A 12,128-nucleotide genomic window follows, 5' to 3' on the forward strand; every position below is an offset into this window, starting at 1 on the left:
CGCCGTCGTGCACGGGACGGTCAGGCAGGCGGAGCAGGGTCGTCCAGCGCCCCCGGTCCTCCCGGCCCACCCGCAGCGGCGGCCTCCTCGGCCTCGCGCGCCGCGACGTTGCGCTTGGACAGGAGCGAGTTCCGGTACCCGAACGACGCGTAGATCACGAGCCCGATCACGACCCACACGAGGAACCGCAGCCACGTGAGCGTCGTCAGGTTCGTCATGAGCCACAGGCACGCGACGCCCGAGAAGATGGGCAGCACGGGCGACCACGGGACGCGGAAGCCGCGCGCGATGTCGGGGCGCGAGCGGCGCAGGATCGGGATGCCGAAGCTCACGAGCACGAACGCCGACAACGTCCCGATGTTGATCATCTCCTCGAGCAGCTCGACCTGCGCGAGCCCCGCGATGAGCGCGACCACGATGCCCGCCCCGACCTGGAGCCGGACCGGGGTGTGGAAGCGGTGGGAGGTCTTGGAGACGCCGCGCGGCAGCAGGCCGTCGCGGCTCATCGAGAACATGACGCGCGTGAGTCCCAGCAGCAGGACCATGATCACCGTCGTCAGGCCGATGAGGATGCCCACCGAGATGACGCGCCCCGCCCAGTCCGCGCCCACCAGGATGAAGGCCGTGGTCAGCGAGGGGTCGTCCGAGGCCGCGAGGTCCGTGTACGGGACCATGCCCGTGACCACGAGCGTCACCAGGATGTACAGCACCGTGACGACCGCGAGTCCGCTGAGGATGCCCTTGGGGATGGTCTTCTGCGGGTTCTTGGCCTCCTCGGCCGTGGTCGCGACGACGTCGAACCCGATGAACGCGAAGAAGACGAGGGCCGCGCCCGCGAGCAGGCCCATGACGCCGTAGGTCGTGGGCTCGAGGCCCGTGAGGAACCCGAACAGGGGCTGCTCGAGCGCCGTCTTCTCGGGTGCGGGCTGCGACGGCGGGATGAACGGCGTGTAGTTCTCGGCCTTGACGTAGAAGAAGCCGACGACGATCACGAACAGCGTGATCGCGACCTTGATGACCGTGAACACGCTGTTGATGCGGCTGCTGAGCTTGGTGCCGATCGCGAGGAGCGTCGTGAAGACGCCGACGATGAACACGGGCCCCCACTCGAGGTCGACCGGGCCGATCGGGATGCTCAGCGGCAGGTCCACGCCGAACAGCGAGAACGCGTCGGAGAGGTAGATGCCCCAGAACTTCGCGATCACGGCCGCCGCGAGCAGCATCTCCAGGATGAGGTCCCAGCCGATGATCCACGCGACGAGCTCGCCCATGGTCGCGTAGGAGAACGTGTAGGCCGAGCCCGCGATGGGCAGCGCCGAGGCGAACTCGGCGTAGCACATGACGGCCAGCGCGCACACGATCGAGGCGATGACGAACGAGATGATGACGGAGGGCCCGGCGAAGTTCGCCGCCGCCGTGGCGCCCACCGAGAAGATGCCCGCCCCGACCGCGACCGCGACGCCCATGACCGCGAGGTCCCAGGCGTTGAGGTCCCGCTTGAGCGAGCGTTCCGGGTCGTCGAGCGACGCGAGGGACTCCTCGACGGACTTGAGTCGCAGAACACCTTTGGCCATCGCTCCAGTCTGTCGGCCGGGTGGGCATCACGCGCGGTGGGGCCCGACGGTGGCGCGAGCTGTCCACGCGGCGGGCAGACCTGGGAGAATCCTCCGATGACCACCGCCACCCCGGACCCCACCCGTCCCGGCGCGCCGCTCGGCGCGACCGGCGAGCTCCTCGCCGTGTGCCGCGTGCACGTGCTGCTGCCCGACGCGGGCGCGGTCGGTGTGACCGCGATCGACAAGCGACCCGTCGAGGGGCCCGTCAAGGTCCGTCCCCTGGGGCTGTACGCCGACGTCCAGGCCGACCGTGCGCACCACGGCGGCGAGGAGCAGGCCGTGTACGCGTACTCGCAGGAGGACGCGGACCACTGGTCGGCCGAGCTCGGCTACGAGGTCGCTCCCGGGCTGTTCGGCGAGAACTTCCGCACGCGCGGCGTCGCGGCGAGCGGGGCGCTGATCGGCGAGCGCTGGCAGGTCGGGACCGCGGTGCTCGAGGTCACGCAGCCGCGGACCCCGTGCTCGACGTTCGCGCGGCGCCTGGGCGAGGACCGCTGGGTCAAGCGGTTCACGGACGCCAACCGGACGGGCGCGTACCTGCGCGTCGTGACGACGGGGGAGGTGCGGGCCGGTGACGCGGTCGAGGTCGTGTTCCGGCCCTCGCACGGCGTGACGATCGCCGACTGGTTCGGGTCGCGCGTCGCCGGGACGACGGTCGAGGTCGCGCGGCGGCTCCTGGCGTCCGAGGCAGAGGGCGAGATCCGGCTGTCGGCCGAGATGCGGGAGCGGACCGAGCGTGCCGTCCGCTGACCCGTCGGGAGCCCGGGTGGCTCAGCGCGTCGGGCGCGTCGGCTCGCTCGGGGGCCACTCGCCGTCGTCCGAGCCGTCGTCGGCTGCGAACAGCAGCTCGTGGAGCCGGACCTGGACCTCCTCGACGCGCGGGACGTCGGGCAGCGTCATGCCCGGCTTGGCGGTCGCGTCCGAGATGATGAGCGTCCCGCAGCCGAACATGCGGTCGACCAGGTCCTTCTCGTACGTGACGTCGTTGATGCGGTAGAGCGGGATGTCGCGGCCCGTGCGCGTGATGATGCCCGAGCGGGTCGAGAGGCGCTTGGTCGTCACGGTGTAGTTCGTGGTCAGCCACCGCAGGTGCGGCACCACGACCCAGACCACCGCCGCGACCGCGGCGACGCCGAGCGTGCCCCAGAGGACCACGGGGTGCTCGGGCGAGAACCAGAGGATGGCCGTCGCGGCGGCCACGATCAGGATCAGGACGAGGATCGGCAGGAACAGGGCCTTGGGGTGGGTCCGCAGCTCCATGACGACGGTCTCGCCCTCGGCGAGGTTCTTGTTGACGCTCATGGGGAGCATCGTGCCACTTCACGCCGTCGGCAGGTTCCAGCCCTCCATGGTGTGCAGGCCGTGCCCGTGGCCCAGCAGGCTCACGCTCGCCGTCCCGAGCTCGAACCGCGCCGCGGTCGCGGGGCCCAGCTCGATCCACACGGCCGCGAGCACGCGCAGCAGGTGCCCGTGCGCGACGAGCAGCACGTCGCCGCCGTCGCGCAGCACCGGTTCGGCGCGCCGGACGACGGCCCGCGCACGCTCGGCGACGTCGTCGAGCGTCTCGCCGGGCCGTGCGCCCACCGTTCCCTGCCCGCCCGGGACGACGTGCACCCCGTCCCGGAAGATGAGCCAGTCGCGCCCGAGCTCGCGGCTCACGTCGTCGGCCGTGCGTCCCTCGACGGGGCCGTAGTCCCACTCGGCGAGGTTCGGGTCGGCGACCGCGTCGGGGAACCCGGCGAGCTCGGCCGTCCGCCGGGCGCGCAGCAGGGGGCTGCGCAGGGCGAGCGCGAACGTGCGCCCCGCGAGGAACGCCCCGGCGCCGCGGGCCTGCTCCTCGCCGTGCGGGGTCAGGGGGATGTCGCTCGTCCCGGTGTGCTGCCCCGTCAGGCTCCACTCTGTCTCGCCGTGCCGCAGGAGCACGAGCTGGGGGTCGGGCATGAGGGCCTCCGGGCGGTCGGGACGTGGTCCTCAGAGCATCTCTCAGGCCCGACGGCGCAGCACCCGCAAGGCGGTCGCCGCGCCCCGGGCACGGTGCGGGGTGGGCGGGGGTGTGACGGAGTCGGGGGTCGTCGGATACCGGTCGGTACCTCTAGGCTCGACCGTCATGACTACCTACTCGATCCTGACGGTCACCGCTGCGCTGCGAGGCGAACCGTTCGAGGCCGAGAGCGACGAGGCGGCGCTCGACGTCGTCCGGTCACGCAAGCGCAGCGGGAACCTGCCGCTGACGTCCTTCACGCTCCAGACGTCCGACCAGCGCACCGTGGCGTCCTGGTCCGGGGCGCACGAGGTGGTCTGACCGGTCCGACCGACCGCCGCCGTCGGGCGAGAGCCGCGACGGCGCCCGGCTCAGGCGACGCCGTCGAGGCCCACGATCGACAGGAAGACCACGAGCGAGGCGAGCAGGACGACGGCGACGCCCACCGAGACGAGCAGGACGGTGCGGGGACGGACGGGCATGGTGCTCCTGCCGGGGTTGCTGGCGCACGGGCCGCGAGTGCCGCGCCGTGCGGCGCGGCCGGCAGCGGGTGCGGGGACCCGACCATCGTAGGCAGCCCCGGCACCGCCGCCGGCCGGGTCAGGCCCGGGCGCCCGCGAGCTCCTCGGCCTCGGCTGCGTCGCTCACCCGGCGTGCGAGCGTGCCGTCGCGCCACGTGAGGTACCCGCCGTCGAGGTTGCGCACGTCGTAGCCGAGCTGGCTCAGGAGGCGCGCGGCGGTGTGCCCGCGCTGCCCCACCTGGCAGTGCACGACGACGGGTGCCCCGGTCGGGATCTCGGCCGCGGCCCGTGCGCGCAGCTCGTCGAGCGGCACGTTGACGGCAGGCAGCGTGCCCGTACCGGCACGGTCGTCACCGGGCTCGTCGTCGCCTGCGCGGCCCGCGGCCTCGACGGTCCCGCGCGCGTGCTCGCCCGGTGTGCGGACGTCGACCAGGGTCGCCCCCTGGGCGACGAGGTCGTCGAGCTCGTGCCACTGGATGCTGCGGGTCTCGCCCGCGCGCAGGTTGTCGGCGACGTAGCCGAGCATGTTGACGGGGTCCTTGGCCGAGCCGTACGCCGGGGCGTACGCGAGCTCGAGGTCGGCCAGGTCGGAGGCGGTGAGGCCGCCCGCGATGGCCGTGGCGAGGACGTCGATGCGCTTGTCGACGCCGTCGCGCCCGACGCCCTGGGCGCCCAGGATCAGGTCGGTCTCGGGGTCGACCAGCAGCTTGAGGGCCATCTGGCTCGCCCCCGGGTAGTAGCCGGCGTGCTGGGCGGGGTGCGTGTGGATCGCGCGGTAGGGGCGGCCCTCGGCGCGCAGGCGCTTCTCGTTGCGTCCCACGGCCGCTGCCGTGAGGCCGAACACCCCGACGACGGCCGTGCCCACCGAGGCGCGCATGCCGGTGCGGCGACCGAGGATCACGTCGGCGACGTGGCGGCCGTGCCGGTTGGCGAGGTTCGCGAGCGGGACGAGCGTGGGCTCGTCGGTCTCGGCGAGCGCGTCGCGCTTGGTCGCTGCGTCACCCACCGCGAACACGTCGGGGACCGAGGTGCGCAGGTCCTCGTCGACCAGGATGCCTCCGCGGGGACCGACCCGCGCGCCCGCGAGGACCGCGAGCTCGACGTCGGGACGGACACCGATCGCGGCGACCACGAGGTCGGCAGGAACCTCGCCACGAGGCGCGCCGTCCGCGGACGCGAGCTCGGCCGTGTCGGGGCCGAGCGCGCTGACCTGTGTGGACGTGCGGACGTCGACGCCGTGAGCCTCGAGCTCCTGCCGGACGCGGATCGCCATCTCGGGGTCGAGCGGGGCCAGGACCTGGTCGGAGAGCTCGACGAGCGTCACGGCCAGGCCGCGGTGGACGAGGTTCTCGGCGACCTCGACCCCGACGAACCCGCCGCCGATCACGACGGCCGAGCGAGCCGGGGCGCGGTGGGGCTCGGTCGGGGGCGCGGAGTGGCCGGACGGTTCGGCTGCGCCGGACAGCTCGTCGCCGGCTCCGAGGGCGCCGTCGCTCGCGCGGCCCTCGATCGCGGCGACGATCCGGTCGACGTCGGACACGTCGCGCAGCACGAGAGCGCGCTCCATGCCGGGCGCGGGCGGGACGATCGGGCGCGCGCCGGGGCTCAGGACGAGGCGGTCGTAGGTCTCGACGTGGTCCAGGCCCGTGGTCAGGTCGCGGACCGAGACGGTGCGGGCGGCGGCGTCGACCCCGGTCACGCGGTGGCGGACGCGGACGTCGATCCGGAAGCGGGCCGCGAGCGACTCGGGGGTCTGGAGGAGGAGCGCGTCGCGCTCCTCGATGACTCCGCCCGCGTAGTACGGCAGACCGCAGTTGGCGAACGAGACGTGCTCGCCGGCCTCGAGGACGACGATCTGGGCGTCCTCCGAGAGACGGCGCAGACGGGTGGCCGCGGACATGCCTGCCGCGACACCTCCGACGATGACGATCTTCATGCTTTCCTCCTGGGGTTCGGGACGACTATACCCCGGGGGGTATATTGATCATCAACCCGATCAGGAGGATCACCATGTGCAGAGCTGTGACCTGCAAGAAGTGCGGCAAGACGACGTGGGCCGGCTGCGGCCAGCACGTCGACGACGTCATGCGGGGCGTCCCGCGCAAGGACCGGTGCGAGGGGCACGCGGCCGAGCCGTCCCAGGGCACGCCCCGGGGCTCGTTCCTCGCGAGGCTGTTCGGGTCGAACAGGTCGTGACCGAGCCCCTCGTCGATGCGGCGACGGCACCCGGACGGCACCTGCCCGGCGTGAGCGCCGACGCGACCGCAGGGCCGGTCGCGGTGCAGGTCCGGCGGCAGGTGTGGGGGAGGCGCCGGCTCGTGGTCGGCGCCGCCCTCGCGCCCGGTCTGCTCTGGCTGCTCGTGCAGGCGGGCGGCGGGTGGACGCCCGCGGCCACGCCCGGGTGGGTCGCCCTGCTCGCGGTGGTCGCCGTCGTCGGTGGCCTCACGCTCGCGAGCTACGTCCCGGCCCGGGGCGAGTCATGGCGGGATACCCTCGGGTGCTCGCCGTGCGCGGCCGTCTCGGGAGGCACCGTCCTCGCGGCGGCGTTCCTGGTGGGCCAGGCGCCGCACCAGGTCGGGATGGCGCTGCCCGCGCTGGCTGTTGTCCTGTTCGGGCTGGTGCAGCGCACGAGCAGCACGCGCGACGCGTGCGTGCGATGAGAGGAAGAGTCATGGAGCTCGACAAGGACGAGATGAAGAAGGTCTCGAACCGGCTCAAGCGCGCCCAGGGGCAGCTCGCCGCGGTCGTGCGGATGGTCGACGAGGGCGGCGACTGCGCCGACCTCGTGATGCAGCTCTCCGCGGTGTCCAAGGCGCTCGACCGCGCAGGGTTCGCGATCATCGCGTCGGGCATGAAGCAGTGCCTCACGGACGACGAGAACGGCCCGGCCGACGTCCAGAAGCTCGAGAAGCTCTTCCTGTCCCTCACGTAGGCCGAGTGGCCTGGTGGCCGGCGGCGGGCGCGCGCCGCCGGCCGACCGCCGCTCCCGCAGGCGGACCACCCGGGCCCCGGGGGATGATCGCGGAGGAGAGCAGGACGCCCGGGCGCGCGGCGCCGTCGGGCACGAGCGAACCCCGACCCCGCACCCAGGAGCCACGCATGAGCGACGACGCGACCTACGGCAGCCCCGCCTTCGACTGGTCCGTGCTGACCGTCCCGACCCCGCTCGCCATGGTGCGCGGCCAGCTCGGCTTCTCGTGGCTCGAGGTCCTGGGACGGCTCGTGACCCTCGAGCAGGAGGAGTTCGAGTGGGAGCCCGGGCCCGACGCGCTGCGCGTCGTGCGGCGCGGCGACGAGCGCACGCCCCGCACGCTCGGGGTCGGTGAGTGGGTCATGGAGTGGCCCGAGGGCTCCGACTCGCCCCAGCCGCGGACCATCGCCTGGCTCGTCGCGCACCTCACCGAGGCGTTCTTCGAGCGGTGGGAGTGGACGTTCGGCGACAGGATCGCCCGGCGGGACGCCGTCGCGTTCTCGGGTGAGGTGGATCCCGCGATCACGGGTCTGACGCGCTGGGTGGACCTGTGGCGCGACGGCGTCGACTCGCTCCCCGAGGACCAGGTCTTCACGGTCGGGCTCGGCCAGGCGACCGAGATCGACGCGCAGGCGCCGTTCGGCCACCTCGTGCTCCACATGAACCGCGAGCTCATCCACCACGGCGCCGAGATCATGGTGCTGCAGGACCTCTACCGGGCGCGGCACGCGGGCTGAGCCGGTCGGCTTGCCGCCTGGCTGCCCGGCCGGCACGCCGACGGCCCACCGGCTCGGCCCGCGCAGAGGCGTCCGTCGGCAGGATCACACCGTCCCGGGGAATCCCCAGGACGTCCCGGTCGTTGAAACCCGTCATGAGCGAAAAGGTGAAGGTCGACATCTGGTCCGACGTGGCGTGCCCCTGGTGCTACGTCGGCAAGCGCCGCTTCGAGACGGCGCTGGCCGGGTTCTCGGGCCGCGACGACGCCCCCGAGGTGGAGATCGAGTATCACTCGTTCGAGCTCGCACCGGACACCCCGGTCGACTTCGAGGGCACCGAGGTCGACTTCCTGGCCAAGCACAAGGGCATGCCCGCTGGCCAGGTCGAGCAGATGCTCGGACAGATGACGACCGTCGCGGCGGCGGAGGGGCTCGCGTACGACTTCGACGCCCTCCAGCACACCAAGACCCTCAAGGCGCACGAGCTGCTGCACTTCGCGAAGTCCCGCGGCAAGCAGGTCGAGATGAAGGAGCGCCTCCTCAAGGCGTACTTCGAGCAGGGTCGCCACGTCGGCCGTGTCGACGACCTGGCGGAGCTCGCCGCAGAGGTCGGCCTGGACGCCGACGAGGTCCGCACGGCCCTCGAGAACGGTGACTTCGAGGACGCCGTCGAGCAGGACATCGCGCAGGCTCGCGCCTACGGCATCAGCGGCGTCCCGTTCTACGTGTTCAACGGAAAGTACGGGGTCTCGGGCGCGCAGGACCCGGCCGTCTTCACGCAGGTCCTCGACCAGGTCGTCGCGGACGCCGCGGAGTCCGTGGCCTGACCGTCCGCTCCGTCCTCCTCGGGACGCACCCACCTACCACGTGGAATGCGACCGAGATCACAGGAGGAGCGGTAGCAAATGCGACCGAGTATCAGCCAGACTGTCGGGAAACCCGCAGCGTCGCTGGTCCTCGGTGGCAGTGCATCCGTCCTCCCCTCGAGACGATGCCCGCCCACCCGCCACGAGCATCGCAGCACGTGACTTCAGGAGATCCCATGACTGACACCACTCAGGACAGCCCTTTCCACTCGATCGCGAACCCGCGTCGCACGACCCTCATGACGGTCTCGGCCGCCGAGGCCGCCGCGCCGTTCACGATGATCGGCAACGACGACGCCGCGGTGTGCGTCGACGGGGTGTGCGCTCTCCCGGAGTGACCCCCGTCCGCCGAGCACGGGGTTCCGTGCGCTCGAGAACGGGGTTGTGGTCGTCCTGAGGCTCAGATCGACCGCAACCCCGTTCTCGGCAGGGCCGTCGACGTTCTCGGCAGGGCCGTCGACGGGACGCAGGCTCAGCCCCGGTGGTGGCGCCCCATCGGCACGAGGGTCGGCGTCCCCGTGATCGGGTCGGGCACGACGAGCGAGTCCAGGCCGAACACCTCGCGCACCATCCGGGCGTCGACGACGTCGCCCGGCGCGCCCTCGGCGTGGACCCGGCCGTCGCGCATCGCGACCAGGCGGTCGGAGTAGCGGCACGCCATGTCGAGGTCGTGCAGCACCATGACGACCGTGGTGCCGCGCGACTCGTTGAGGTCCACGAGCAGGTCCAGCACGTCGATCTGGTGCGCGATGTCGAGGAACGTCGTCGGCTCGTCGAGCAGCAGCAGGTCGGTGCGCTGCGCGAGCGCCATCGCGATCCACACGCGCTGCCGCTGCCCGCCCGAGAGCTCGTCGACGGACCGCTCGGCCAGGTCGAGCGTGCCGGTCGAGGCGAGCGCGTCGGCCACGGCCTCGTCGTCGCCCGCGGTCCAGCGCCGGAACCAGCCCTGGTGGGGGTAGCGGCCGCGGCCCACGAGGTCGGCGACCGTGATGCCGTCGGGGGCCACGGGGCTCTGCGGCAGCAGGCCCAGCGTGGTCGCGACCTGCTTGGTGGGCAGCGTGCGGATGTCCTCGCCGTCGAGCAGGACGGCCCCGCCCACGGGCTTGAGCAGGCGCGCGAGGCCGCGCAGCAGCGTCGACTTGCCGCACCCGTTGGAGCCGACGATCGACGTGATCTTCCCGGCCGCGATCGTCAGGCTCAGGTCCTCGACGACGCGTCGCTCGTCGTACGCGAGCGACACGTGGTCGGCTGCGAGCGTGTGCGTCCCGGCGGTGCGCGCGTCGGCACGGTGCCCGACGGCGTCGCTCGCCTCGGGCGCGCCCCCGGGGGTCTCGGGGTGGTCGGTCATTCTCAGCCTCCGCGTCCGGAACGGTTGGTGCGCACGAGCAGCCACAGCAGGTAGGGGGCGCCGACGATCCCCGTGACGACGCCCACGGGCAGCGTCACGTCGGGGATCGCGAACTGTGCGACGAGGTCGGAGCCGAGCACGAGCAGCGCGCCCACGAGCGCCGCGGGCACGAGCGCGAGCCGGCCGTCGCCCAGGGTGCGTCTGGCGATGGGGGCCGCGACGAGCGCGACGAACGCGACGGGGCCCACGACCGCGACGGCCGAGCCCGCGAGCCCCACGGCCACGAGGATCAGCAGGAGCCGGGAGCGCTCCACGCGGATGCCGAGCGCGGCCGCGGCATCGTCGCCCAGCTCGAGCGAGCGCAGCCGCGGGGCCAGGAAGGCCGTGAGCGGCACGAGCACCGCGAAGCAGACGAGCAGCGGGTTGAGCGTCGACCAGTCGGAGCGGGCGAGCGAGCCCGTGATCCACACGAGCGCGGCCTGCGCGTCGCGCACGTCGCTCGTCGTGAGGACCCACGAGACCACGCTCATGCACAGGGCCGCGACGCCGATCCCGATCAGGACGAGCCGGTACCCGGCCACGCCGCCGCGCCACGCGAGCAGGTAGATCGCGACGGCCGCGACGAGCGACCCGGCGAGCACCAGACCCGTGAGCGCGAGCCCGCTGATCCCCAGGACCACGACGCCCACGACGCCCGCAGCGCTCGCGCTCTGCGTGATCCCGATGATGTCGGGGCTCGCGAGCGGGTTGCGCACGATCGACTGGAACAGCGCGCCCGACAGCCCGAGCGCGGCCCCCACGACCAGCGCCGTCAGGAGGCGGGGCAGACGCAGCTCGACGACCACGAACTGCGTGAGGACGTCGGCACGGCCCAGGACCGTGTCGAGGATGCCGGACAGCGGGACGGCCGCGTCACCCAGCGTCAGCCCGACCGCCGCGAGCACCACGAGCGCGACCGACAGGCCCGTGACCAGGCGCGTCTCGCGCACCCGCCCGCGGTGACGCGAGGCCCGGGCGACGTCGACGCCCGGGCGATCGGCGCCGTCGGGCACGCCGTGCGGGACGGTGACCGGGGCGCTCACAGCGACACCGTCTTCCCGCGCCGGACCAGCGCGATGAACAGGGGAGCCCCCACGACGGCCGTGACCACACCGACCTGGAGCTCGCCCGGCCGGGCCACGACGCGGCCGATCACGTCGCACCCGATGAGCAGCACGGGCGCCGCGACGGCCGCGTAGGGCAGCACCCACCGGTAGTCCAGCCCGACGACGTAGCGCGCCACGTGCGGGACGACGAGCCCCACGAACGCCACGGGGCCGACGGCCGCGGTCGCGGCCCCGCACAGCAGGACGATCGCGATGCCCGCGACGACGCGCGTGCGGGTCACGTCCTGGCCGAGCCCGCGGGCGACGTCGTCGCCCAGGGCCAGGCCGTTGAGCGATCGCCCGAGCCCGAGGGCCAGCACGAGGCCCACGACGACGAACGGCAGCACCTGCCACACGACCGTCGAGCCGCGGGCCGCGAGCGAGCCGACCTGCCAGAAGCGCATGAGGTCGAGCGCCGCGCGGTCGACCAGGAGGACCGCGGTGACGACCGACGTCAGCGCCGCCGTCACGGCCGCTCCGGCGAGCGCGAGCTTGACGGGCGTCGCACCCTCGCGACCGACGCTCGCGACGCCGTAGACCACGGCCGCCGCGACCGCCGCGCCGGCGAACGCGAACCACACGTAGCCGCCGACCTGCGAGACGCCGAAGAACGAGATCGCGCCGACCACGAAGAGCGAGGCTCCCGCGCTGATGCCGAGCAGGCCCGGGTCGGCGAGCGGGTTGCGCGTCAGGCCCTGCATCAGGGTGCCTGCGGCGCCAAGCGCAGCCCCCGCGACCAGGCCCACGAGCGTGCGGGGCACGCGCTTCTCGACCACCACGAGGTGGTCGGGGTTGGTCGGGTCGTAGCTCGTGAGGGCGTCCACGACGACGCTCAGGGGCAGGGCGTTGGCCCCGACCGCGAGGCTCAGCGCGCACACCGCGACCAGCGCGACGAGCAAGGTGGCGAGTCCGATGACGAGACGCCGACGACGGGCCGGGCGACGAGAGGTCGCCCGGCCCGTGC

15 protein-coding genes are annotated in these 12,128 nt (G+C 73.1%); 8 read left to right on the forward strand and 7 right to left on the reverse strand.

All coding sequences use genetic code 11. From position 1 onward, the window contains the following. Nucleotides 1-20 precede the first annotated feature (20 nt). Complete coding sequence (locus ACFWFR_RS12100; protein ID WP_377623128.1) at nt 21-1,574, reverse strand: APC family permease; 1,554 nt, start codon at nt 1,572-1,574, stop codon at nt 21-23. 96 nt (nt 1,575-1,670) lie between these two features. On the opposite strand from ACFWFR_RS12100, the gene ACFWFR_RS12105 reads away from it, so the two are divergent. Then, on the forward strand, nt 1,671-2,366 hold the full coding sequence (locus tag ACFWFR_RS12105; protein ID WP_191804233.1) for an MOSC domain-containing protein: 696 nt from the start codon (nt 1,671-1,673) through the stop codon (nt 2,364-2,366). Between the two features lie 21 nt (nt 2,367-2,387). Here ACFWFR_RS12105 and ACFWFR_RS12110 read toward each other — a convergent pair whose 3' ends face one another. Then, nucleotides 2,388-2,918, reverse strand: coding sequence for a PH domain-containing protein (locus ACFWFR_RS12110; RefSeq protein ID WP_377618547.1), 531 nt, complete (start codon nt 2,916-2,918; stop codon nt 2,388-2,390). Nucleotides 2,919-2,936: 18 nt separating this feature from the next. Beyond that, nucleotides 2,937-3,557 carry a histidine phosphatase family protein gene (locus ACFWFR_RS12115; protein ID WP_377623129.1) on the reverse strand — a complete coding sequence of 207 codons (621 nt, stop codon included), beginning with the start codon at nt 3,555-3,557 and terminating at the stop codon, nt 2,937-2,939. A gap of 166 nt (nt 3,558-3,723) precedes the next feature. Here ACFWFR_RS12115 and ACFWFR_RS12120 point away from each other — a divergent pair, with 166 nt between their 5' ends. Beyond that, nucleotides 3,724-3,918: a hypothetical protein gene (locus ACFWFR_RS12120; RefSeq protein WP_056652938.1), complete on the forward strand. Its 195-nt coding sequence runs from the start codon at nt 3,724-3,726 to the stop codon at nt 3,916-3,918. A gap of 279 nt (nt 3,919-4,197) precedes the next feature. Here the strand turns inward: ACFWFR_RS12120 and ACFWFR_RS12125 are convergent, their stop codons facing one another. Beyond that, nucleotides 4,198-6,054: an FAD-dependent oxidoreductase gene (locus ACFWFR_RS12125; protein ID WP_377623130.1), complete on the reverse strand. Its 1,857-nt coding sequence runs from the start codon at nt 6,052-6,054 to the stop codon at nt 4,198-4,200. Between the two features lie 74 nt (nt 6,055-6,128). On the opposite strand from ACFWFR_RS12125, the gene ACFWFR_RS12130 reads away from it, so the two are divergent. The 6 genes from ACFWFR_RS12130 to ACFWFR_RS12155 all read left to right on the forward strand — a co-directional run bounded on the left by ACFWFR_RS12130 (nt 6,129) and on the right by ACFWFR_RS12155 (nt 9,009). Beyond that, entirely contained in the window at nt 6,129-6,314 is a 186-nt protein-coding gene (locus ACFWFR_RS12130; protein WP_377623131.1) for a hypothetical protein, read from the forward strand. After that, complete coding sequence (locus ACFWFR_RS12135) at nt 6,311-6,778, forward strand: hypothetical protein (RefSeq protein ID WP_377623132.1); 468 nt, start codon at nt 6,311-6,313, stop codon at nt 6,776-6,778. The genes ACFWFR_RS12130 and ACFWFR_RS12135 overlap by 4 nt, the downstream gene beginning before the upstream one ends. A gap of 11 nt (nt 6,779-6,789) precedes the next feature. Further along, entirely contained in the window at nt 6,790-7,050 is a 261-nt protein-coding gene (locus ACFWFR_RS12140) for a metal-sensitive transcriptional regulator (protein ID WP_056652920.1), read from the forward strand. A gap of 167 nt (nt 7,051-7,217) precedes the next feature. Beyond that, nucleotides 7,218-7,826 (forward strand): DinB family protein, encoded by a 609-nt coding sequence (locus ACFWFR_RS12145; protein WP_225220413.1) that lies wholly within the window; start codon nt 7,218-7,220, stop codon nt 7,824-7,826. A gap of 134 nt (nt 7,827-7,960) precedes the next feature. After that, a complete protein-coding gene (locus tag ACFWFR_RS12150; RefSeq protein ID WP_377623133.1) occupies nt 7,961-8,632 on the forward strand; it encodes a DsbA family protein in 672 nt (223 codons plus the stop codon). 215 nt (nt 8,633-8,847) lie between these two features. Then, nucleotides 8,848-9,009 carry a hypothetical protein gene (locus ACFWFR_RS12155; RefSeq protein WP_191804218.1) on the forward strand — a complete coding sequence of 54 codons (162 nt, stop codon included), beginning with the start codon at nt 8,848-8,850 and terminating at the stop codon, nt 9,007-9,009. A gap of 134 nt (nt 9,010-9,143) precedes the next feature. On the opposite strand, the gene ACFWFR_RS12160 is transcribed toward ACFWFR_RS12155, so the two are convergent. The 3 genes from ACFWFR_RS12160 to ACFWFR_RS12170 all read right to left on the reverse strand — a co-directional run. Beyond that, the gene (locus ACFWFR_RS12160; RefSeq protein ID WP_377623134.1) at nt 9,144-10,019 is read right to left on the reverse strand and encodes an ABC transporter ATP-binding protein; all 876 of its coding nucleotides are present in this window, start codon (nt 10,017-10,019) and stop codon (nt 9,144-9,146) included. Between the two features lie 2 nt (nt 10,020-10,021). Further along, on the reverse strand, nt 10,022-11,101 hold the full coding sequence (locus ACFWFR_RS12165) for a FecCD family ABC transporter permease (protein ID WP_377623135.1): 1,080 nt from the start codon (nt 11,099-11,101) through the stop codon (nt 10,022-10,024). Next, nucleotides 11,098-12,128 (reverse strand): FecCD family ABC transporter permease (locus ACFWFR_RS12170; protein ID WP_377623136.1); only part of this gene is annotated, 1,031 nt, incomplete at its 5' end. The genes ACFWFR_RS12170 and ACFWFR_RS12165, both read right to left, overlap by 4 nt.

The sequence above is a fragment of the Oerskovia sp. NPDC060287 genome, from assembly GCF_042726775.1.
In the GTDB taxonomy this organism is placed as follows: Bacteria; Actinomycetota; Actinomycetes; order Actinomycetales; family Cellulomonadaceae; genus Oerskovia; species Oerskovia merdavium.

What these genes read in the sequence shown, in the direction of transcription:
- ACFWFR_RS12100 (WP_377623128.1), bottom strand. Translation starts at nt 1,574, where the DNA reads ATGGCCAAAGGTGTTCTGCGACTCAAGTCCGTCGAGGAGTCCCTCGCG.
- ACFWFR_RS12115 (WP_377623129.1), bottom strand. Translation starts at nt 3,557, where the DNA reads ATGCCCGACCCCCAGCTCGTGCTCCTGCGGCACGGCGAGACAGAGTGG.
- ACFWFR_RS12160 (WP_377623134.1), bottom strand. Translation starts at nt 10,019, where the DNA reads ATGACCGACCACCCCGAGACCCCCGGGGGCGCGCCCGAGGCGAGCGAC.
- ACFWFR_RS12155 (WP_191804218.1), top strand. Translation starts at nt 8,848, where the DNA reads ATGACTGACACCACTCAGGACAGCCCTTTCCACTCGATCGCGAACCCG.
- ACFWFR_RS12145 (WP_225220413.1), top strand. Translation starts at nt 7,218, where the DNA reads ATGAGCGACGACGCGACCTACGGCAGCCCCGCCTTCGACTGGTCCGTG.
- ACFWFR_RS12110 (WP_377618547.1), bottom strand. Translation starts at nt 2,918, where the DNA reads ATGAGCGTCAACAAGAACCTCGCCGAGGGCGAGACCGTCGTCATGGAG.
- ACFWFR_RS12125 (WP_377623130.1), bottom strand. Translation starts at nt 6,054, where the DNA reads ATGAAGATCGTCATCGTCGGAGGTGTCGCGGCAGGCATGTCCGCGGCC.
- ACFWFR_RS12140 (WP_056652920.1), top strand. Translation starts at nt 6,790, where the DNA reads ATGGAGCTCGACAAGGACGAGATGAAGAAGGTCTCGAACCGGCTCAAG.
- ACFWFR_RS12130 (WP_377623131.1), top strand. Translation starts at nt 6,129, where the DNA reads ATGTGCAGAGCTGTGACCTGCAAGAAGTGCGGCAAGACGACGTGGGCC.
- ACFWFR_RS12120 (WP_056652938.1), top strand. Translation starts at nt 3,724, where the DNA reads ATGACTACCTACTCGATCCTGACGGTCACCGCTGCGCTGCGAGGCGAA.
- ACFWFR_RS12105 (WP_191804233.1), top strand. Translation starts at nt 1,671, where the DNA reads ATGACCACCGCCACCCCGGACCCCACCCGTCCCGGCGCGCCGCTCGGC.
- ACFWFR_RS12150 (WP_377623133.1), top strand. Translation starts at nt 7,961, where the DNA reads ATGAGCGAAAAGGTGAAGGTCGACATCTGGTCCGACGTGGCGTGCCCC.